This window comes from Streptomyces sp. NBC_01116 (assembly GCF_041435495.1).
Taxonomy (GTDB): Bacteria; Actinomycetota; Actinomycetes; order Streptomycetales; family Streptomycetaceae; genus Streptomyces.
The window spans coordinates 3,623,169-3,643,345 of record NZ_CP108644.1; the positions used below are offsets into that span (position 1 = coordinate 3,623,169).

General features: G+C 69.6%; 18 protein-coding genes. 8 read left to right on the forward strand and 10 right to left on the reverse strand.

What is annotated here, in order from left to right; all coding sequences use genetic code 11:
* Positions 1 to 8 precede the first annotated feature (8 nt).
* Positions 9 to 1,781: a lysine--tRNA ligase gene (lysS, locus tag OG245_RS15825; RefSeq protein WP_371624174.1), complete on the reverse strand. Its 1,773-nt coding sequence runs from the start codon at positions 1,779 to 1,781 to the stop codon at positions 9 to 11.
* A gap of 156 nt (positions 1,782 to 1,937) precedes the next feature.
* Here lysS and argS point away from each other — a divergent pair, with 156 nt between their 5' ends.
* On the forward strand, positions 1,938 to 3,722 hold the full coding sequence (gene argS / locus OG245_RS15830) for an arginine--tRNA ligase (RefSeq protein ID WP_371624175.1): 1,785 nt from the start codon (positions 1,938 to 1,940) through the stop codon (positions 3,720 to 3,722).
* Between the two features lie 228 nt (positions 3,723 to 3,950).
* Here the strand turns inward: argS and OG245_RS15835 are convergent, their stop codons facing one another.
* The 6 genes from OG245_RS15835 to OG245_RS15860 form a co-directional block, all read right to left on the reverse strand.
* Complete coding sequence (locus OG245_RS15835; RefSeq protein ID WP_371624176.1) at positions 3,951 to 5,735, reverse strand: hypothetical protein; 1,785 nt, start codon at positions 5,733 to 5,735, stop codon at positions 3,951 to 3,953.
* Positions 5,736 to 5,776: 41 nt separating this feature from the next.
* Positions 5,777 to 6,652, reverse strand: a complete 876-nt coding sequence (locus OG245_RS15840; protein WP_371624177.1) for a hypothetical protein — start codon at positions 6,650 to 6,652, stop codon at positions 5,777 to 5,779.
* Between the two features lie 584 nt (positions 6,653 to 7,236).
* Positions 7,237 to 7,593 carry an antibiotic biosynthesis monooxygenase gene (locus OG245_RS15845; RefSeq protein WP_371624178.1) on the reverse strand — a complete coding sequence of 119 codons (357 nt, stop codon included), beginning with the start codon at positions 7,591 to 7,593 and terminating at the stop codon, positions 7,237 to 7,239.
* A 28-nt stretch (positions 7,594 to 7,621) separates the two neighbouring features.
* A complete protein-coding gene (locus OG245_RS15850) occupies positions 7,622 to 8,059 on the reverse strand; it encodes a hypothetical protein (protein WP_371624179.1) in 438 nt (145 codons plus the stop codon).
* Between the two features lie 91 nt (positions 8,060 to 8,150).
* The gene (locus OG245_RS15855; protein WP_371624180.1) at positions 8,151 to 9,377 is read right to left on the reverse strand and encodes a phosphatidylserine/phosphatidylglycerophosphate/cardiolipin synthase family protein; all 1,227 of its coding nucleotides are present in this window, start codon (positions 9,375 to 9,377) and stop codon (positions 8,151 to 8,153) included.
* A 168-nt stretch (positions 9,378 to 9,545) separates the two neighbouring features.
* Positions 9,546 to 10,976, reverse strand: a complete 1,431-nt coding sequence (locus OG245_RS15860) for a helix-turn-helix domain-containing protein (protein WP_371624181.1) — start codon at positions 10,974 to 10,976, stop codon at positions 9,546 to 9,548.
* A gap of 194 nt (positions 10,977 to 11,170) precedes the next feature.
* Between OG245_RS15860 and OG245_RS15865 the strand changes: the two genes are divergently transcribed.
* From OG245_RS15865 to OG245_RS15875, 3 genes are all read left to right on the forward strand, one after another.
* Positions 11,171 to 11,893, forward strand: a complete 723-nt coding sequence (locus OG245_RS15865) for a DUF4232 domain-containing protein (RefSeq protein WP_371624182.1) — start codon at positions 11,171 to 11,173, stop codon at positions 11,891 to 11,893.
* Between the two features lie 157 nt (positions 11,894 to 12,050).
* On the forward strand, positions 12,051 to 12,836 hold the full coding sequence (locus tag OG245_RS15870) for a Scr1 family TA system antitoxin-like transcriptional regulator (RefSeq protein WP_371624183.1): 786 nt from the start codon (positions 12,051 to 12,053) through the stop codon (positions 12,834 to 12,836).
* Positions 12,833 to 13,075 carry a DUF397 domain-containing protein gene (locus OG245_RS15875; RefSeq protein WP_371624184.1) on the forward strand — a complete coding sequence of 81 codons (243 nt, stop codon included), beginning with the start codon at positions 12,833 to 12,835 and terminating at the stop codon, positions 13,073 to 13,075. The genes OG245_RS15870 and OG245_RS15875 overlap by 4 nt, the downstream gene beginning before the upstream one ends.
* A gap of 19 nt (positions 13,076 to 13,094) precedes the next feature.
* Here OG245_RS15875 and OG245_RS15880 read toward each other — a convergent pair whose 3' ends face one another.
* Positions 13,095 to 13,661, reverse strand: a complete 567-nt coding sequence (locus OG245_RS15880; RefSeq protein ID WP_371624185.1) for a dihydrofolate reductase family protein — start codon at positions 13,659 to 13,661, stop codon at positions 13,095 to 13,097.
* A gap of 333 nt (positions 13,662 to 13,994) precedes the next feature.
* Positions 13,995 to 14,963, reverse strand: a complete 969-nt coding sequence (locus OG245_RS15885; protein WP_371624186.1) for an alpha/beta fold hydrolase — start codon at positions 14,961 to 14,963, stop codon at positions 13,995 to 13,997.
* A gap of 201 nt (positions 14,964 to 15,164) precedes the next feature.
* Here OG245_RS15885 and OG245_RS15890 point away from each other — a divergent pair, with 201 nt between their 5' ends.
* From OG245_RS15890 to OG245_RS15905, 4 genes are read left to right on the forward strand one after another with little or no spacing between them, the layout of a single operon-like run.
* Entirely contained in the window at positions 15,165 to 16,010 is an 846-nt protein-coding gene (locus OG245_RS15890) for a DUF4253 domain-containing protein (RefSeq protein WP_371624187.1), read from the forward strand.
* Positions 15,989 to 18,097, forward strand: a complete 2,109-nt coding sequence (locus OG245_RS15895) for a hypothetical protein (RefSeq protein ID WP_371624188.1) — start codon at positions 15,989 to 15,991, stop codon at positions 18,095 to 18,097. The genes OG245_RS15890 and OG245_RS15895 overlap by 22 nt, the downstream gene beginning before the upstream one ends.
* Positions 18,098 to 18,145: 48 nt before the next feature.
* On the forward strand, positions 18,146 to 18,529 hold the full coding sequence (locus OG245_RS15900) for a hypothetical protein (RefSeq protein ID WP_371624189.1): 384 nt from the start codon (positions 18,146 to 18,148) through the stop codon (positions 18,527 to 18,529).
* A gap of 18 nt (positions 18,530 to 18,547) precedes the next feature.
* On the forward strand, positions 18,548 to 19,054 hold the full coding sequence (locus OG245_RS15905; protein ID WP_371624190.1) for a hypothetical protein: 507 nt from the start codon (positions 18,548 to 18,550) through the stop codon (positions 19,052 to 19,054).
* 28 nt (positions 19,055 to 19,082) lie between these two features.
* Here the strand turns inward: OG245_RS15905 and hemB are convergent, their stop codons facing one another.
* Positions 19,083 to 20,090, reverse strand: a complete 1,008-nt coding sequence (hemB, locus tag OG245_RS15910; protein WP_057663709.1) for a porphobilinogen synthase — start codon at positions 20,088 to 20,090, stop codon at positions 19,083 to 19,085.
* Positions 20,091 to 20,177 lie beyond the last annotated feature (87 nt).

Consider the following 20,177-nt stretch of genomic DNA (forward strand, 5'->3'; position numbering starts at 1 on the left):
GCGCACCGCTACGCGCCCAGCAGCCTGCGCACCCGGTCCTCCCCCACCGCGAGCAGCAGCGTGGGCAGGCGGGGTCCCGTGTCGCGGCTGACGAGCAGCCGGTAGAGCAAGGCGAAGAAGGACCGCTGGGCGGCCTTCAGCTCGGGCGTCGGCTTGGCGTCCGGTTCCAGGCCCGCCAGCACCTTCGGCACGCCGTAGACGAGCGTGGTGAGCCCGTCCAGCGACCAGTGCGAGTCCAGCCCCTCCAGGAGGAGGCGCAGCGACTCGCGGCCCTGGTCGTCGAGCGAGCCGAGCAGTTCCTTGTCGGGCTCGTCGCGGACGATGGTGCGGGCCTCGGCCGGGACCTGGGTGGTGATCCAGTTCTCGGCGCGGTCGAGGCGCGGGCGGGCCTCGTCCAGCGAGGTCAGCGGGTTGGCCGGGTCCAGCTCGCTGAGGATGCGCAGCGTCTGGTCCTCGGCGCCGGCGGTGATGTCGGCGACCGAGGCGAGCGTCCGGTACGGCAGCGGGTGCGGGGTGCTCGGGAGCTCCCCGGCCGCCGTGCGGACGGCACGGGAGTACGCGGCGGCGTCGGCGGGCAGCACCGTGCCGTCGGCGACCTTGCGGCCCAGCGAGTCCCACTCGTCGTACAGCCGCTGGATCTCCTGGTCGAAGGCGATCTTGAACGACTGGTTGGGCTTGCGGCGGGCGTAGAGCCAGCGCAGCAGCGGCGCCTCCATGATCTCCAGGGCGTCGGCCGGGGTGGGCACCCCGCCCTTGCTGGAGGACATCTTGGCCATGCCGGAGATGCCGACGAAGGCGTACATGGGCCCGATGGGCTGGACGCCGTCGAAGACCTCGCGGACGATCTGGCCGCCGACGACGAAGGAGGAGCCGGGCGAGGAGTGGTCGACGCCGCTGGGCTCGAAGATCACGCCCTCGTAGGCCCAGCGCATCGGCCAGTCGACCTTCCAGACGAGCTTGCCGCGGTTGAACTCGCCGAGCCGGACGGTCTCGGCGAAGCCGCAGGCCGAGCAGGTGTAGTTCAGCTCGGTGGTGTCGTCGTCGTAGGAGGTGACGACGGTGAGGTCCTTCTCGCAGTTGCCGCAGTAGGGCTTGTACGGGAAGTAGCCGGCGGTGTTGCCGCTGCCGTCGTCCTCGTCGGCGGCGCCGGAGCCCTCGGCGGCCTCCAGCTCGGCCTCGTCGACCTTCTTCTGCTGCTGCGGCTTCTTGCCGCCCTTGCCCTGCGGGCCGCCGGCCGGGTCCTTCTTCGTCCGGTAGCGGTCCAGGACGGCGTCGATGTCGCCGCGGTGCTTCATCGCGTGCAGGATCTGCTCGCGGTAGGTCCCGGCGGTGTACTGCTCCGTCTGGCTGATGCCGTCGTACTCGACGCCCAGCTCGTCCAGGGCCGCCGTCATGGCGGCCTTGAAGTGCTCGGCCCAGTTCGGGTGGGCGGAGCCGGGCGGGGCGGGCACCGAGGTCAGCGGCTTGCCGATGTGCTCGGTCCAGGTCGCCTTGTCGACCCCCGGGATGCCCTCCGGGACCTTGCGGTAGCGGTCGTAGTCGTCCCAGGAGATCAGGTGGCGCACGGTGTGCCCGCGGCGGCGGATCTCGTCGGCGACCAGGTGCGGGGTCATGACCTCGCGGAGGTTGCCGAGGTGGATCGGGCCCGACGGGGACAGGCCGGAGGCGACGACGACCGGTTTGCCAGGCGCACGACGCTCCGATTCGGCGATGACATCGTCCGCGAAGCGGGAGACCCAGTCGGTCTCGGTGCTGGTCTGACTCTCGGCCACGGTCGGCACGTCCTTCTCTCGTCTGTCGTTTCCCGATGGGGTCGGGACCATTCTCCCAGCTCCTCCCCGCAGCGCGAAAACGGCTTTACGCCCCGTGGGATACTCGGAGGAACCCTTGGACACCCAGGGGATCCCTCGTCCCCCTACGGAAACGGCAGCCAGACCATGGCCTCGGTCCCTTCCCTCGCTTCCACGCTCCAGCAGCAGCTGGCGGACGCCCTGACGGCAGCCCTGCCGGATGCCGGCGCCGCGGACCCGCTGCTGCGACGTAGCGACCGGGCCGACTTCCAGGCCAACGGCATCCTGGCGCTCGCCAAGAAGCTCAAGGGCAATCCGCGTGAGCTGGCCGCCCAGGTCACCGCCGCCCTCCCGGCGGGCGGGCCGATCAAGGACATCGAGGTGTCCGGGCCCGGCTTCCTCAACATCACGCTCACCGACCGGGCGATCGTCGAGACGCTGGCCGCCCGCGCGGCGGACGGCGAGGGCCGGCTCGGCGTGCCGCTGAAGGACGCCGCCGGCACGACGGTCATCGACTACGCCCAGCCGAACGTGGCCAAGGAGATGCACGTCGGCCATCTGCGGTCGGCGGTCATCGGCGACGCCGTGGTCAGGATCCTGGAGTTCACCGGCGAGAACGTCGTCCGGCGGCACCACATCGGCGACTGGGGCACCCAGTTCGGCATGCTCATCCAGTATCTGATCGAGCACCCGGGCGCGCTGAAGCACGAGGGCGGTGCGGGCGACGGCGCGAGCGACGGCGAAGCGGCGATGTCGACGCTGAACCGGGTCTACAAGGAGTCGCGGGCCCTGTTCGACTCCGACGAGGAGTTCAAGGCCCGGTCCCGGGACCGGGTGGTGGCCCTCCAGGCCGGGGACCCCGAGACGCTGGAGCTGTGGCACCGCTTCGTCGACGAGTCGAAGATCTACTTCCACTCGGTGTTCGACAAGCTCGACATGGTGATCGACGACCCGGACATCGTCGGTGAGTCCGGCTACAACGACATGCTGGAGGAGACCTGCCGGATCCTGGAGGAGACGGGCGTCGCCGTCCGCTCCGAGGGTGCGCTGTGCGTGTTCTTCGACGATGTGAAGGGCCCGGACGGCAACAAGGTCCCGCTCATCGTGAAGAAGACGAACGGCGGCTACGGCTACGCGGCGACCGACCTCTCCGCGATCCGGAACCGGGTGCAGGACCTCAAGGCGGACACCCTGCTGTACGTGGTGGACGCACGGCAGTCGCTGCACTTCAAGATGGTCTTCGAGACGGCCCGCCGGGCGGGCTGGCTGAACGACGACGTCAAGGCCGTGCAGCTCGCGTTCGGCACGGTCCTCGGCAAGGACGGCAAGCCGTTCAAGACCCGTGAGGGCGAGACGGTGCGGCTGGAGGACCTCCTCGACGAGGCGGTCGCACGGGCCACGGCGGTCGTCCGGGACAAGGCCGACAAGGTGGGTCTGTCCGAGGAGGAGATCGTCGAGAACGGCCGGTACGTCGGCATCGGCGCCGTGAAGTACGCGGACCTGTCGACCTCCGCCGTCCGGGACTACAAGTTCGACCTGGACCAGATGGTGGCGCTGCACGGCGACACCTCGGTGTACCTCCAGTACGCCTACGCCCGCATCCAGTCGATCCTGCGCAAGGCGGGGGACGCGGTCCCGGCCGCCCACCCGGAGCTGGAGCTGGCCCCGGCGGAGCGGGCGCTCGGTCTGCACCTGGACCAGTTCGGCGAGGTCATCGCCGAGGTCGGCGCGGGCTACGAGCCGCACAAGCTGGCCGCGTATCTCTACCAGCTGGCCTCGCACCTGACCACGTTCTACGACCAGTGCCAGGTGCTCAGCCCGGACAACGCCCCGGAGGTCGTCGAGAACCGGCTCTTCCTGGTCGGGCTGACCGCCCGGACCCTGCACCAGGGGATGGCGCTGCTGGGCATCCGGACGCCCGAGCGGCTCTGATCCCGCACCGGCTGCGCGTACGTCGGCCCCGGCACCCGTTCGCGGGTGCCGGGGCCGTTCGCGTACTGGCTCGACCCCGAGCCCTCCGCGCCCGCCCACCGACCGCGTGGGTGCTGTCCGTCAACGCGATCAGGGCCGGCGTGGATGGCGGCGGGCATCGCCCCCTCCCTTCTCACTCCTGGTGTTCCCGTGCCCCCTCCCGAGTAGCTCGCCATGCAGAGACCGGAGTCACGGAATGGCCAGATCTTTATACATGCCTACGAACGACAGTTTTGGCCCCGCGGTCAGTTGCGGCGCTTCTCGCTCGCGATGGGCCCAGGCCGTTGTAATCCCCTTTGCCAGTGCTGCCTTGCAGTCGTTGAGATCGATCTTGGGGACGCCCCAGTCATCAACCAGTCGCCGCTGGCGCGAGAAGTAGGATTTCGCAGTTTCGCTAAGATCCAGACGACGGCTGAGCGTCTCTGCGACCCGCACCCCCGTGGCAAGCTCTTCCATGGGGACTGCCTGGTGCATAGATGCCATAGCCCATCCCACGGCAGCGAGCGCGATCTCGAGGTGGCGAGGCCCTGGAGACCTGATTCCCTGCAAGTCCGATAGTGAGATTGCCGCGAGCCAGACATCCATGCCACGATTTCCTAGCATACCCTCGGCACTCGCCCATTCGAGATAGAAAACTCTTTCCTTGTCGGCAAGGGTCCGATCTCGCATTGAAGAAAGCCTTTTGGAAGCCTTTTCCGAGATGAACGCCGCTTCATCAGCTTGATCCACTTTGCGCAGGATATGTGTAAGATTATGAATATAACCCAGGTCGTTCGGCTCCTCGGCGACCGCCGCCCTGGCAGTGGCCAGGGCGACATCCGGCCGTGACCTCACAAGAGAGCGACACAGGTTAGGGTATTTTTCGTAATCGCGAATAAAATGATGACGTCCAGCTCGAATGGCAGACCGGACCAGATTGGCGTACGTTTCTGAAAGATCTACATTGAATTGTTCCGCGACCCTGAGACAAGCGTCAGCGACGAGTCTATGACGGGTCACTACACCACCTCCTGCCATGGTGACTGCGGCCTCGTCCCGCAGCGGAACCACGATCTCGCTTATCACGCTGGAAGCCGATACGCCGAGCGCCTCCGCGAGAACACTTGGCGCGAGGTGCAGGCGCTCCGAATGCGCAGCTGCAATGTACAGGAAAGCGCTGGACAGCGTAACTCCCGAGCAGGTCCTCCGGGTGGTAAGAGACCTCATCAAATCTCGCACGCGATCAGTAAAATAATCGCCATAACGCACACGAATCATTCCGCCAAGCAGTGCACCGTCCTCTTCAGCCGCCTCTTCGCGAACTGCCCTCAGAAGTTCCGCTACGCGCAAACCCTCATTATCCCAATGAGTCAGGCGACCGAGTCCCTTTTCGCCATACTGACTCCATGCAGCCATCACTAGCCCTGCATCAGCCTCGCCCAACCCTCTCAGGTAGACCTTCCTGTATCCAATATGCGTCGCCCAGGGATATCCATCACCTTGGACATTACCCCAATCGATCGAACGAGACACTGCGACATAGGAAATATCCGACCGTTTCACCCGGTTCACGACCTGGAATAGATCGTTGGCTATTTCCTCTGCGTCGTCACTGAAGAGAATGTAGTGCTTACCCGTGGGCAGTGACTGCACGAGTGAGGTCTCAAGGGTTGCGCTCGGAGATCTCCACAACACCACAGAGTCGGGTGCAGAACGAGCGATATCGACTGCACACTGCATGGCGACTGTCGTCTTCCCCTCACCGCTCGCTCCGTAAATCAATCGAAGCCGTCCTACCGGAGATTCCGGGGAGTGCCCCTTGAGCTCCGCCGCTAGAGCTTGCGCCACATCGCGTTGTGGAATATTGCCACTCAAGATGTCGCCCCAGGAGGGTGGACGCCCGTCGAAGTAAGATAGAATTTCCTTTTCGGAACGATTGACGGAAGTTCGCTGCAGGAAATTTTCATCTATGTGAAACCAGCCAGTTTCTCGCATGCAGGGTCACCTCCCAGTAACGCCTCTCCTGTAAAGAGTCCTTACGCTAACCGAAGACTGGCGACGTTCTCCTGCTCTCCCCGGGGGTCGGTCCACGAAACCTTGCAACTTACTTGAGGGGCGCTCACAAGACTGGCGGCAATATGGAACCGAACCTCACTGCGCGGCGCCAGAACCGGAAGATCCGGGCCAGCCCCTTCTCGTTCGGTAATGATGTCCCAGGAATTACCATGAGGCGAGTCGGTCTTTGTTTCGACGCGTAGATCCCGGGCTGCCCCTTCTCCCGTGTTACTCAGCACGAGGTGCCAATTCCGTTTCCCTGAGCGATCGACAGCATCAACGCGTGGCCACACCTCTGCAACAGGTTCTCTCCCTGAGAGATGTTCCAGCTGGAAGTCGTTCTTAGCTTCTTCTCGTGAAACTGCTGCAACGAGGATGGTTTCGGCATGACGAGCCAATTCAGCGTCAGTCGAGTAGTCAAGAATCAAGGCTGAGGATTCGATCTTTGTGATGTACTCATCCAGCCGTGTCGCTTGAATCAGGTCAATCCCGCCTACATCCACGGGACGGCGACACCTGAGAACACTCACATGCTTTCCGCTCTCGCTGAGCCGAGAGATCTCCTCTGCGGTACCCGACTCGTGGAGATCCGTGGGAGTACCCAGCCGGTTGGCGAAGATTGCAATGCATGCATCACATTTATCCACAAGTTGCCGGTTCAGGATTTTCTGAGGTGGCTGACCGAATTCTGCTGCCGCGTGGGTCCCCCACGAGATAGGCATGATGATTGACCCGAACTGCTCGCCATAGACGCCGTTCCAGCGGTTGATCGATTGCTGAACGATCAGCAAATCTTCACGTGGCACGTCACCGGGAGAGGAGATAAGGAGGCGCCGAACTGAGGCACTGAAAGCCATGCAAGCTCCTGTATCACTGTTCAAGCCCTGAACCGTGAGTGTGAGCATAGCGAAGGAATCGCCCCACGAGAGCGGACTTACAGCAGGTCATCATCCTGACGGTGTTCGGCGCTGGCTGCCTCTTGGCCGACCTGTCCAGCCAATTTATGCAGAAAAGGTGACATACGGCGCTTATCCGTTGTATTGAAGCGATCGTCTGGCTCTCGGTGGACCGGACAGTGATCTTCAGGGTGCTGGCGAACACCTCCCCTTCGCGGTACGTCCTCGCCGCAGGATCGAGCAAGTACGTATACACCAGGGGTGTGCCCGCACGACCTCGGCCGAGATGGACACGCCTCCCGGTCTCTGCGCGGCAGACCCGCTCCCGCTGCCCTCAGCGTCTGACTGTCACGTGCGAACGGCACGGAGACCTTGGTCGCCTCGATGCTGTCCCTTGCCGAGTGGAGGTGGCGAGTTGTGCTCATGAGCCTCGGGCCCCACCACGCAGCCGCTCCGGTGCCGACCTGCGGCCCTGTGAGGGCCACGGCACTGCACACACCGGAAAGACCCAGGCCTCCGACCTGGGACTTTCCGCGTCGGGCCCCCTAGGGCGCGGTGAGTTCCACGACGACGTCGTAGACGGCCGGGTTCGGGGTCACCGGTTGCTTCGCCTCCTCGCGCGCGGCCCGGGTCCGGGCGGAGAACTCGGGGTCGGCGGTGGCGGCCTCCCACGCCTCCTGGCTCTCCCAGTGGGAGACGTTCACGAGCTGGAAGCGGGAACCGGAGGAGCGGGCCCGGTGCATCCGGGAGTCGATGAAGCCGGGCTTGTCCCGCATGAGGCGGGCCCGCTCCTCCCACTTCCCGACGAACGCGTCGAGTTCGTCGGCGGCTATCTCGAAGACGTTGATGAAGGTGACGGGCGATCCCGGTGTGCCGGCGGCTAAGCCGTTCTCTGTGGTCATGCCGCAACTCCAGAAACCGGCCGGCCGCCTACTGCGGGCGGCCCAGCGCCCACCCCGACACGTCGGAGAGGCGTCCGCGCCACAGCGGCAGGGAGACCGGGCTCATCGCCCCGACGACGAGCGTGACGTCCCGCAGATGGATCCAGCGGGGCAGGCGGGCCGTCCCCGCGTCCTCGTCGGCGCGCAGTTCCCGTACGCCCTGGTCGACCGTCTCGGGGAACTCGGCGAGCAGGTTGGCCCCCTCGCCCTCGACCTGGCGCAGGCTCCTGGCCCACTCGGCCTTCCACTGCTCGTGGCCGATGACGTCCCCGTGCAGGACGCCGCCGGGGTGCGTGAGCGTGAGGGGCAGGCTGGAGCGCGGGTCCTCGTCGAGGAGCTGGATGAGCAGCTGGAGCTGAAGGTCGGGCAGGGGTTCGGTGATCACCGCGGCGGACGGTGCCGGTGAGGTGTCGGCGGTGGCGCTCATGGGCCCTTCCCTTCACATGGCGGACGACGGTCGTGCTCCCCATCTGCCCCGCGAGCGCGGGAACACGCCCCCGGGAACGGCGGGGCGGTCCTCAGAGGAAGCGGCGGATGGGGACGACGGCCGCTTCCCGGGCCCGCTGGAGGAGGTCGCGGCGCTTCCACCGCCCGCGCTCGATCAGCACGCTCTTCTCCCGGTCCTCCTCGAAGTGGCCGTCGAGGGTCGCGGTGAAGTCCCGGTCGAGGACGGCGAGCATGACCTCCTCGTCGTGGTCGAGCGAGCGCCGGTTGAAGTTGGTGGAGCCGATGAGCGAGGCGACCCGGTCGATGGTGAGGGACTTCGTGTGCATCATCGTCGGCTGGTACTGGTAGATCTTCACGCCGCAGGCGGTCAGCTCCTCGTAGAAGCGCTGCCCGGCGAGCTGGCAGACCCGCTTGTCGGTGTGCGGGCCGGGCAGCAGGATCTCGACCTCCACCCCGCGCCGGGCGGCGGCGCAGAGGAGCCCGGTGAAGTAGGCGTCGGGAGCGAAGTAGGCGGTGGTGAGGCGGATGCGCTCCTCGGCGGACTCCAGGACGACCCGGATCAGGGTCTGCATGTCCTGCCAGCCGAAGGAGGCGGAGCCGCGCACCACCTGGACGACGGCGTCGCCGTCGTGCTCCTCCGTGACGAACCGGTCGTGCTCGTCGAAGAGTTCGTCGTGGCACTCGGCCCAGTTCTGGGCGAACGCGGCGGCCAGCCCGTCGACGGCGGGCCCGGTGACCTTCACGTGGGTGTCGCGCCACTCGCGTTCGTTGCGGGCGTCACCGCACCATTCCTCGGCTATCCCGACACCGCCGGTGAACGCGGTGCGCTCGTCGACGACGAGGACCTTGCGGTGGCAGCGGTGGTTCTGCTTGAGCGGCGAGAGGTAGAGGGGCTTGCGGAACCAGGTGACGGTGACCCCGGCCTCGTCCATCAGGGCCAGCTGGTCCTTCTCGATGAGCCGTGAACCGAACCCGTCGAGCATGAGCCGCACCCGGACCCCGGCGCGGGCCCGGTCGGCCAGCGCCTCGGCGAAATCGTGGGCGATGTCACCGCGCCAGTAGACGAAGGTCATCAGGTCGATGGTGTGCTCGGCGCCCCGGATGGCGTCCAGCATCGCGCCGAAGATCTCGTCACCGTTACGGAGCGGGAGGAGGGCGTTCCCCTCGGTGGCGGCGATCCCGATCAGTCGCTCCAGTCTGCGTCTGAGCCGCAGGGACCGCTCCTCGCAGGTGCGGGTGTCCAGGGCGATGGGGTCGGAGGTTTCGGAGGCTTCGGAAGCTTCGGCGGTCGCGGACATGGGTCACCTGGTGGGGAGGCGGGCTGGGCGGCCGTCCGGTCGGAACCGGACGGACCGCGAGGACCCGGCGACTGTACTCCTGTGCGAATCCGGACGGAATCGCCTTCCGGCCCGAGGGGCGGGTACGCGCCCTTCTGCCGGTGGGCGGGAACGGTGCCGGGCCTCGCCTCAGGTCGCGGGCTCCCACCCGATCTCCTCGTTGCCGTACACGTACTCCGGCCGCCCCTTCATCCCGCTGAGGCGGAAGGGCTTCCCGTGGTCGTCGATCCGCACCACGCCCTCCTTGCCACCGCTGCTCCACTCCAGCTCCAGGTACCAGGTGACGTCGTAGGCGACGGCCTTCATGTCGAGGTTGAAGACCTCCACGTCCTCGGACGACACCCGGTACGGGAAGTCCACGGCCGGGACCTCGATGTCCCCCTGCGTCCCCGGCACCGGCCGGAGGGTGGGGTGCCCGGCGTCGAGGTGGGAGGCGAACGTCTGGGGCGTGATCCCGCTGCCGCAGCCGTTGCCCATCAGATACGCCGACCAGGGCAGCGGGGCCTTCCGCGAGGTCACCCGGACGTTCATGCCCTTGAGGACCACCGCCTCGCGCGAGGTCCCCTGCACGGTGAGCTGGAGCAGCATGTTCCCAGCGTCGACCCCGCCGTACGACTCCGCCCAGCCGCGCCGGTCCTGCGGCGCGGGCGGCGGGTCGAGCTCGTCGGGCCCCCGGTCCACCAGGTAGTGCTGGCCGCAGGGTTCGTCCCAGTTGTACGAGGAGATGCTGACGGCCGGCGGAGCACCGAGGCCCGTACCGCTACCGCTGCCGCCACCGGCTCCACCGCCCTGCGGCTGCCCCGGGCCGGAGCCCGCCGAGGGCTTCACGGACGGCGGTCCCGAGGGGGACGCGGAGGCGCTCGCCGAAGGGTCGGCCGAACTCGGGCTCGCGGAGGGCCGGGGCGTGGCCGAGGCGGCGGCTTCCGGCGTCGGCCCGGGGTCTCCGCCCGCGTCCTCCACCCGGTCCGCGGCGCTCCCGCCGTCCTTCTTCCCCGACCCGACGAGATCGGCGGCGACGACGGTGGTGGGCACGAGGAGCGCGGCGACCCCGGCAGTGGCGATGAGCACCCGCGTACGCCGGGAGAGCCGGGCCCACCGGGAGCCCGCCCCAGGCCGGGCGCCACCGCTGGCACCACCTGACACCACCGACGGCTCGACGACTTCAGCGACTTCACCGGCTTCCACCGCCTCGGGATCAACACCGGTCGCAGGAACACCGGCTGAAGCGGAGACAGGAGCAGGAGTAGGAGCGGGAACGGGAACGGGAACGGATACAGCAGCCGCCCCCGTCCCCGCCCCCGCGGGAGGACGCCGCCGCGCCGCGTCCGCCACGATCCACCGCCGGTGCACCTCCACCAGCTCGTCCCCCGACGCCCCGCACACCCGCGCGAACCGCTCCACGGGGGCGAACTCGTTCGGCACGGCGTCCCCGTTGCAGTACCGGTGGAGGGTCGACGTGCTGACGTGCAGCTTCCCCGCCAGCACCCCGTAGCTGCGCCCCGAACGGTCCTTCAGATTCTTGAGCAGAGCCGCGAACTCCACGGCCTCCGGCGTCGCCACGACGGCGTTCCCCTTCCTCGTGCGTCCCGGAACGGCGTTCCAGGGACGCGGAATTCCCGCAGGTCACCGTATGCGTAGACGTTCCAGCATCCCCAATGGTTCGGCAGGCGTTGCGGCCGGAATCCGCCGTCCCACAAGCTCGGACCAGACCACAGCGGCACCGCTGATCACCGAGTACGGGGAGTACCACCGCCATGCGCACCAACCGCATCCGCACCACCGCCCTCGCCGCCACCGCCCTCGCGGCCGCCCTCTCGCTCACCGCCTGCGGCGGCGGCGAGGACAAGGCCATGGGGACCAAGCCGGCCGGCGCCGCCGAGACGGCGGCCCCCGCGGCGACGGGCACCGACGACAAGGCGCAGTCGGAGTCGGACGCGCCGGAGGCCGGAAAGCCCGAGACGCAGACCGTCCCCGCCGAGGGCAAGCACGCCGGCGGAAACGGCAACGGCGACAACAACGGCAAGAAGCCGGAGACCGGGCCGAACAAGAAGGCCACGGCGTCGATCCCGGCCTGCACGCCCACGAACTCCAAGGTCAAGGTCTCCTCGGTGAGCCGCCCGATCAACCACCTGCTGCTGACGGTGACCAACACCGGCTCCACCAACTGCGCCGCCTACTACGCGCCGTTCCTCCGCTTCGACGGCGCGCAGGCGGTGTACCCGATCCTCGACGACAGCAAGCCGCAGGCGGTCGTCACGCTCGCCCCCGGCGAGGAGGCGTACGCGGGCATCGGTCTCCTCGGGGAGCCCGGACAGAACGAGCCGGTCCCGAGCGACAACCTCGGCGTGATCATGGTCGACAAGAACAACAAGTCCAAGGGCGAGACCACGCTGAAGCTCCCGGCGGACACCGCCACGGACGGCCTGGGCTTCGTCACCTACTGGCAGTCGGACGTCGAGAACGCCCTGATGTTCTGAGCCTCGCGAGCCACCCCGGGCCAGTGCCTGACGTGCGGTGACTGTGCGCGACCCGTACATATTTCTTGTACGGGTCGCGCATGCGTGAAGCGGGTCCCGGGGTGGGAGGGGGAACCGTATGCACCCCAGAAAGCGACAGCGTAAGAACGCGTCGACGATGAAACTCGTGGGCAAGCTCCTGGCCCGGTTCCGCACCGAGGCGGGCATGACCCAGGTCGAACTGGCCCAGGCCTCGGGCGTACAGGAGGACACGATCGCCTCCGTCGAGCAGGGCAGACGGTCACTCGTGCCGGATCTGGCGGAGACGATCGACGATCTGCTGGACACCAAGGGCGCGCTGGCGACGGCGGTCGACAACATGCCGGAAGTCGACCTGATCCCGCTCTGGGCCGAGGACTACATCGACATGGAGCAGGACGCGCTGGCGCTCTCCTGGTACGACAACCAGGTCATCCCGGGCCTGCTCCAGACGAAGGCGTACGCGCAGGCGGTGTTCGGCAACAAGGTCCCGGTCTACAGCCCGGAGGAGATCGAGACGCAGACGGCGACACGGCTGCAACGCCAGCAGATCCTGGACCGGAGGAAGCCGCCGACCACCAGCATCGTCATCTGGGAACCGGTTCTGATGATGAAACTGACCTCGGACGAGGACCACCGGGAGCAGCTCCGTCACCTCTACGCGATGGCCCAACTCCCGGGCGTCTGCCTTCAGGTGCTCCCGCTCGACAGCAGGGTCCACGCGGGCATCGACGGCCCCTTCATCCTCCTGGAGACACCGGACCACCAGCACGTCGCGTACACCGAGACCCAGCGCGGCAGCCAGCTGATCTCGGACCGGAACGAGGTCAGCATCCTCGCCCAGAAATATGCGATGCTGCGAGCCCAGGCGCTCAGCCCCGTGGAGACCCTGCGCCTGCTGGCCCGCTTACTGGGAGAGACATGAGCACCGCACTGAACTGGTTCAAGTCGAGCTACAGCGGCAGCGAAGGCGGCGCGTGCCTCGAAGTCGCCTACGACTGGCGGAAGTCGAGCTACAGCGGCGACGAAGGCGGGGCCTGCGTCGAGATCGCCGCCCACCCCGCCGCCGTCCACGTCCGTGACTCCAAGGACATCGAGGGCCCGGCCCTCACCGTCGCGCCCGCCGCCTGGTCGGCGTTCGCCGCCTACGCGGCCACCGCCTGACCTCGCACCGCCGCACGGCTCATGCCCGGACCGTCTCGTAACGGAGCATCGCGACCCCGTTCCCGAAGGTCCGGGTCTCCACCAGCCGGAGCATCTGCCGCTCCTCCGCGTCCTGGAAGAAGCGGCGGCCCCGGCCGAGGATGACCGGGTGGACGTAGATCCGGTACTCGTCGATCAGATCGGCCTGCCGGAACGACTCCAGCAGATCCGCCCCGCCCACCGCCAGGTCCCCCGACGCGGCGTCCCGCAGACCGCGCACCTGCTCGGGGTCGACCTCGTGCAGCAGGGTCGCGTTCGGCCCCACGCTCTCCAGCGTCCGCGAGAAGACGAACTTCGGCACGTCCCGCCAGATCCCCGCGAACTCGGCCATCGGGCCCTCGTTGGCCGGGTCCTGATCGGCGGTCGGCCAGAACTCCTCCATCAGCTCGTAGGTGACACGCCCCTCGACGAAGCCGCCCATCGTCCGGAAGTAGTCGTTGAAGTGCTGGTGCAGCTCCTCGTCGACGGTGTGCCAGTCGATGTCCTGGTCGGGACCTTCGAAGAATCCGTCGAGGGAGAGGGAGATGGACGTGATGATCCTGTTCACGGCGGCTCCTGCCGGATCGGCCCGGCCGACGGCAACGACGTCCGGGCGGCACGCAACGGGCTTCGACGATAAGCCTGGGCACTGACAGCCGGGCCCAGCCGCGCCCGCTCCCCCGTGCGGTCACCGGCCGTCTCCCCCGTACGGTCCCCCGCGGTGCCCTAGGCCCTGTCGTCAAACTGCCGCCTGCCCCGCGGCGCCATGCACGCGCTCTCGCCGCACCGGGCACAGGCCCAAGTACGTCCAGTACGAGGACCCGCACCCGGCACACCGAGAGCACGCACCCGACCCCGCAGGGCCGCCCTCCGGGCGACGACGGCAGTTCGACGACAGGACCTAGCCGCGCCCGCCCCGCCGCACGACCCCCGGCCGTCTCCCCCGTACGGCCCTCCGGTCCAGCTCCTCCCGCCAGTCCCGCTCGGGCGGCTCGTCCGGCCGCACGGTCTCGGCCAGCGACGCGAGGATCGGCTCGGCGGTGGCCCAGAGCAGGGCGCCGCCGACCCCCGGCACGACCGTGCGCCGCGCCCCGGGGATACGGGAGACGAGCCGGCGGCCGAGGTCGGGCGAGTGCGAGACGTCCTCCTCGCCGTACCAGACCTCGACCGGGACGGTGATCGCGCCGAGGTCGATGGGCCAACGCCCCATGGCGAGCACGGTGTCCCGGGCGTACCCGGCCGCCGCACCCTGGGAGAACGCCTCGTCGAGCGCCCGACCGTAGGCGGCGGCGAAACCGGGGTCCTCGTAGACGACCAGGTCGCACGCCGGGCTTCCGGCCAGAACCATCCGCCGCATCGCGTCCGCGTCGAACCCGGCGAACATCTTCTCCGCCCCGACCGGGTCCTCCGCCACCCGCGCGACCAGGCCCCGCAGATCGTCCGGCAGCGCGGCGGAGACCTCGGGGTCCGCGACCTCGTCGGCGGGCGAGACGAGCGCGAGCGCGGAGACGACGCCCGCCGCCGCGCAGGCGAGGGCGAAGGGCGCGCCCTGGGAGTTCCCGAGCATGGCCGGAAGCGGGCCCAGTCCGAGCAGCCCGGTCAACTCCGACACGTCGTCGACGAAGTCGGCGAAGGTCCGGTCGGGCGCGGGCGTGGAGACCCCGAGCCCGGGGCGGTCCACCGAGACCAGCCGCACGCCCTCCGTCTCGACGGCCCCCGCCCCGATCCCGAGCCAGCGGCTGGTCGCGGCGCCGGGCGAGAGCAGGACGGGCAGCCCGTCCCGCGGCCCCCACTCGGCCCAGCCGAGCACCCTCCCGTCGGCGAGGCGGGTGGTTCCGAGACGGGTGGGATCATCGACGAACAAACTCATGACCGACATCATTATCCAGCCACCCCCGCCCTGCACCGGCTTTCGGCCCCCGGGCCGGTCGCGTCGCTCAAGAGGCGTGCCGCGTAGGGCCGTTCGAGGTCGATGTCGTTTCCGCACCGGCATACCCGCACCGGCATGCCCGCAGCGGCGGGAGGGGCGCTGCCGGGGGCGGTGTCAGTGCCGAGCTCTAGGCTCCCCACCATGGCGACGCTCCCCAATCCACTCCCCTCCCTGGCCACTTCCGGCCTGGACCTCCCGCCCGGCTCCCTGGTGGACGCCACGCTGGACGGCACCTGGCACGAGCCACTGCTCTGGTACGCGGACGGCCCACCGGCCGACCTGCGCGGCTGGTCGAGGCTGCGAGCGGCCGGGCGGCGGCTCGGGCTGCTGCCCGTGCTGGTCACGGGTGGCCGGCGCGGCCAGTGGCCCGAGGAGTGGGACCTCCACCCGGAGGGCACGTCGTATCCCGGCGACCACGACGCCGACGAGGTCCTCGCGGGCTACTGGACGGAGTACGCGGACGACGAGGTGGGCGCCGGCACAGCGGCCGGGGAGAACGCCGGACCGGGTACGGACGGCTCCGAGGGCCCCGGCTCCTGGCCCGGCCTCGCGCCCGCCCCCGCCCGGGAGGCGGCCGAGGACCCGGACACGGTGGCCGCGGGGCTCGCGGGCGTGATCGCCGCCGACGCGGACACGTGGCACGGCGGGGCCCGCATGGCCCTCGTCCCGGCCCGCCGCAGCGCCGACATACCGGCGGCGATCGGCTGGTCGGGCCCGATGAACCACGAGAACGACGTGGCCCGGCTCTGCGCGGTGCTCCGCTCCTGGGAGGACCGGTACGACGCCCGGGTCGTGCTGCTCGGCTTCGACACGATGATCGTCTCGGTGGGCCGCCCGCCCGCCACGATCGAGGAGGCCCGCGCCCTGGCCGCCGAGCACTACGCGTTCTGCCCGGACAACATCGACCAGTCCCCGCCGTACGACCTCGACGCCTACGCCGAGAAGTCCGTGCTCAACCAGGAAGCGTGGTCGTTCTGGTGGGACTAGACACGACGGAACGGGGAGCGGAAGAGCGACCGGGAACGGGCAAGCTCCGTCCGGCCGGGCGGCGTTCGGACCTCAGCAGCATCAAGAAGTGGTGGCGCACGCTCGGCGGCGACCGCTTCGCCGTCCTCCCGCCGCCGACCCGGAGCCGGTACACGCAATCCGACGGCCACGAGGACGCGGCCGAGCTGTTCGCGACCCGGTCCCTCTCCACCGACACCTCCTTCGCCTACTGGCACTGGCAGTCGCACTCCGCCTTCGACCGCTCCGGCGGCCTGAAGCGCGAGCTGTACGTGCACTGGGGCGGCGACCACGCCACCGTCGCCGCGGGCCTCGGCGACGGTCCGCCCGGCTACCGGATCGTCAGCGGCGGACCCCAGGGCGCGTTCCAGCTCGACAAGGTCACGGAGAGGGACGACGACGGACTCCCCGACCCCGAGGACCCCGCCGGAGTACGCCAGTTCCTGGACAGGCTCCGCAGCCACCACGCGAGACGGCCCGGCGAACCCCGCCACCAGGACGCCCCGCTGACCGCCGCCGAGGAGCGCTGGCTGCACGACCGGCTGCGCGATCCGGTGGAGCTGTCCGGGGCCGCGGGATTCGTCACGGCACTGGAGTCGCGGCGGGCGCTGACCTCCGAGGAGACGGCACGGCTGCTGGCGGCCTGGCGGGAGGAGTACGCGGGGCGGCTCACCGAGTGGCCCGCCTGGGAGGCCCTGCTGGACGCGCTGCTGCGCCACGGCCACGAGGAGGTCTGGGACACGGTGGCGTGCCTCGGCCCCCGGGCGTCCGACGCCCTCGGCACCGCCCCCTCGCCCCGGGCCCTGGACGTCCTGCGCGCGTGGTCGCTCTTCGGTCGGCCCCAGGCGATCCGCGCCTGGCTCGCCGTGCACCGGGCGCTCCACGGGCCCGACGCGGTGCGGTCCGCCGGCGTGCTCGCCGCCGAACTGACCGCACACGACGCCCCCGAGACCTCGCTCGGCGAACTGTTCACCGCGCTCGACGCCACCCTGACGCACGACTGGCGCGCCGCCCGGCCGACGGCGGACCACACGGCCGCCCAGGCGTTCGCGGCCCTCACCGCCGTCCGCCTCGCCACCGACGACGACCTGCCTCGCCCCCTGCGCGTGGCCGCCGCGCACCGGGCGTACGACCGGGTCGCCCACGTACGGGAGCAGGCGGCCCGGTATCCCGGCGTCACCGAGACCGAGGTGCTCGCCGCCGCCGACCGCTACGACGCCGCCCGCGACGACCTGCTCGCGGGCACCGGCCCCGACCTCACCGGCTACGAGGGCGGGCTCGGCGACCTCTACCACCGCTACCGCACCCCGGCCCCCGCCGACGTCCGGTGGCTGCGCGACCGGGTGGCCGACCCGTCCACCGGCGTCCAGGGCATCGCGTTCTGCCTCGAACTGCTCCACGCCCGCGGCGAGGCGGGCGAGGCCGAGCTGGAAGCGCTCCTGCCGCGCTGGAAGAAGGAGCTGACCAAGAAGTACCGCACCACGTACACCGAGTGGCGCCACCCCCTGGTCACCCTGACCTGCCTCGCCCTCGACCTGGACCACCCGGCCGCCGCCGCCCTCACCGCCTGGTGGGCGAAGCCCAAGCCGCTCTGGAAGACCCCGGTCCGGCTGCTGATCCACCTCGGCGCACCGGACGAGACGAAGGCCGCCGAGCTGTGGGACTTCGTGGTCTCCGGCGCCCACGACACCGGGCACCTGATGACCTGGGTGCTGCTCCGCGCCCGGCTCGACGGCACCCACCCCCTGCTCGTCGCCGAGCGGCTGATCGGGCAGCGCGGCATCCGCGAGTACGTCCTGCACCGGGTCCTGATCGGGGTGGCCGACCCCGCCCAGCCGCTCTGGCACTACGCCGTCGACCCGCGCAGCCACAGCTGGCTGCGGCGCGCCCAGGAGGTCGCCGACGACCCCCGCCTCACCGAAGCGGCCCGCGCGATCGGGCTGAGGACCGCCCGCGAGCACTACGCGTTCCGCTACCCGGACCAGGTCAGCCCGGTCCTCACGGACGGGCAGTTGGCGGCGGCACACGCCTGGGCGGAGGCCCGTGCCGACCGGACCGCCGCGGACTGAGCCCTCGTACTCATGCGGACGGCGGACCCCGGAGGTTGACTCGGACACATGAGCGAGAACCGCCACATCGACGACAGCACGGCCGTGACCGACCCCGCGCGCACCCGCGATCCGCGCGCGTGGGTCGCCCCGCTGTTCTCCACGCTCGTGACGCTGCCGACGGGCCTCGTGGCGCTGTTCTTCGGCGGCCTCAGCCCGATGGCGTGCGACTCCTGCGACGGCGCGGTGGCCGACGGCTTCCACGACAGCTTCATGACCGCGTGGACCGTCCTGTGCATCGGCCTGGTCCTCGCCCTGATCGTGCTGATCGCCACCTGGGCCATCCCCCACCAGCTCCGCTACGCCGCCCGGCGCGTGGGCCTGGCGCTCGCCGCCCCCACCGTCGTCGGGGTCGCTTTCGTAGCATTCATGGCACTGGTCGACTGGCCCTGACAGAAAGTGTCCACCCCCATGAACGACACGAACCTCACGACCACAGAGGCGACGGCAGCGGCGACAGCAGCGACAGCAGAGGCAGCGGCGACGGCAGCCGCGGAACGCCTGATAGCCGAGTTCCGCGCCCTGCCCGCCGACAGCGACCGCAAGCGCGAGATCATCACCGAGCTGGACGCCAACGCCCAGGCGCTGCCGTTCCTCGTCTCGGTCGTCGCCGACCCCGGCGAATACGACCTCGCCCGCGTCGAGAGCGCCACCGTCCTGCGCCTGTGGCCCCCGGCCGACCCCGCTCTCCGCCACGAAGCGGGCCGCGCCCTCCTCACGGCCCTGCGGGACCCGGAGGAAGACCTGGTCCGGCAGTACGCGGCGATGTCGCTGGCGCCCTACACGGCCGACCCCGTCGTCGCCACGGTCCTGGACACCACCGCACGCGCCGACGAGGACCCGCTCGTACGGGACAGCGCCCGCTTCGCCATCGACGAGGCCCACCGGCTCCAGGAGACCGGAGCGGGTGGGCCGTGAGCCACGACGGGCCGTGAGCGGGAGCGGCTCAGCGCCGCGCGTCCCGCCCGAGCCACTGGGCGGCCTCGGTCGCCCAGTACGTCAGGATCATCTGCGCCCCGGCCCGCCGGATCCCGGTCAGGCTCTCCAGGATCGCCTTGTCCCGGTCGATCCAGCCCCGCTCGGCGGCGGCCTCGATCATCGCGTACTCGCCGCTGATCTGGTACGCCGCGACCGGCACGTCCACCGACTCCGCGACCTTGGCGAGGACGTCCAGATACGGTCCGGCGGGCTTCACCATGACCATGTCCGCGCCCTCCTCCAGGTCCAGCGCCAGCTCCCGCAGCGACTCTCGGGCGTTGGCCGGGTCCTGCTGGTAGGTCTTGCGGTCGCCGGTCAGCGAGGAGCCGACGGCCTCGCGGAAGGGGCCGTAGAAGGCCGAGCTGTACTTCACGGTGTAGGCGAGGATCGACACGTCCTCGTGACCGGTCTGGTCCAGGGCGTCGCGGACCACGCCGACCTGGCCGTCCATCATCCCGCTGGGGCCCACCACATGGGCCCCGGCGTCCGCCTGGACCTGGGCCATCTCCGCGTACCGCTCCAGCGTCGCGTCGTTGTCCACCCGGCCGTCGCCGTCGAGGACCCCGCAGTGGCCGTGGTCGGTGTACTCGTCCAGGCACAGGTCCGACATCACGACCAGGTCGTCGCCGACCTCCTCGCGGACCGCGCGCAGGCCGGCCTGGAGGATGCCGTCCGGGTCCGTGCCCGCCGTGCCCCGGCCGTCCTTCTTCGCGTCCTCCGGCACACCGAAGAGCATGATCCCCGAGACTCCGGCCGAGACCGCCTCGACGGCCGCCTTCCGCAGGGTGTCCAGGGTGTGCTGGTGCACGCCGGGCATCGACGAGATGGCGACCGGGGCGTCGATGCCCTCCCGCACGAACGCGGGCAGGATCAGGTTCGCGGGGTCGAGCCGTGTCTCGGCGACCATCCGCCGCATCGCCGGGGTCGTCCGCAGCCGCCGGGGGCGGGAGCCGGGGAAGTTTCCGTACGCAGTCATCCTTCGACGATAGACCCGTACGCAGTCAGGTCTTACCGACACCCGCGCCGGGAAAGACCCGCGAACAGGCGTCGGAAACGGCGGTGG

Bases quoted from the DNA above. Each gene is read 5' to 3' on its own strand.
- argS (WP_371624175.1), top strand. From the start codon at position 1,938: ATGGCCTCGGTCCCTTCCCTCGCTTCCACGCTCCAGCAGCAGCTGGCG.
- OG245_RS15835 (WP_371624176.1), bottom strand. From the start codon at position 5,735: ATGCGAGAAACTGGCTGGTTTCACATAGATGAAAATTTCCTGCAGCGA.
- OG245_RS15840 (WP_371624177.1), bottom strand. From the start codon at position 6,652: ATGGCTTTCAGTGCCTCAGTTCGGCGCCTCCTTATCTCCTCTCCCGGT.
- OG245_RS15845 (WP_371624178.1), bottom strand. From the start codon at position 7,593: ATGACCACAGAGAACGGCTTAGCCGCCGGCACACCGGGATCGCCCGTC.
- OG245_RS15850 (WP_371624179.1), bottom strand. From the start codon at position 8,059: ATGAGCGCCACCGCCGACACCTCACCGGCACCGTCCGCCGCGGTGATC.
- OG245_RS15855 (WP_371624180.1), bottom strand. From the start codon at position 9,377: ATGTCCGCGACCGCCGAAGCTTCCGAAGCCTCCGAAACCTCCGACCCC.
- OG245_RS15865 (WP_371624182.1), top strand. From the start codon at position 11,171: ATGCGCACCAACCGCATCCGCACCACCGCCCTCGCCGCCACCGCCCTC.
- OG245_RS15870 (WP_371624183.1), top strand. From the start codon at position 12,051: ATGAAACTCGTGGGCAAGCTCCTGGCCCGGTTCCGCACCGAGGCGGGC.
- OG245_RS15875 (WP_371624184.1), top strand. From the start codon at position 12,833: ATGAGCACCGCACTGAACTGGTTCAAGTCGAGCTACAGCGGCAGCGAA.
- OG245_RS15885 (WP_371624186.1), bottom strand. From the start codon at position 14,963: ATGAGTTTGTTCGTCGATGATCCCACCCGTCTCGGAACCACCCGCCTC.
- OG245_RS15890 (WP_371624187.1), top strand. From the start codon at position 15,165: ATGGCGACGCTCCCCAATCCACTCCCCTCCCTGGCCACTTCCGGCCTG.
- OG245_RS15900 (WP_371624189.1), top strand. From the start codon at position 18,146: ATGAGCGAGAACCGCCACATCGACGACAGCACGGCCGTGACCGACCCC.
- OG245_RS15905 (WP_371624190.1), top strand. From the start codon at position 18,548: ATGAACGACACGAACCTCACGACCACAGAGGCGACGGCAGCGGCGACA.
- hemB (WP_057663709.1), bottom strand. From the start codon at position 20,090: ATGACTGCGTACGGAAACTTCCCCGGCTCCCGCCCCCGGCGGCTGCGG.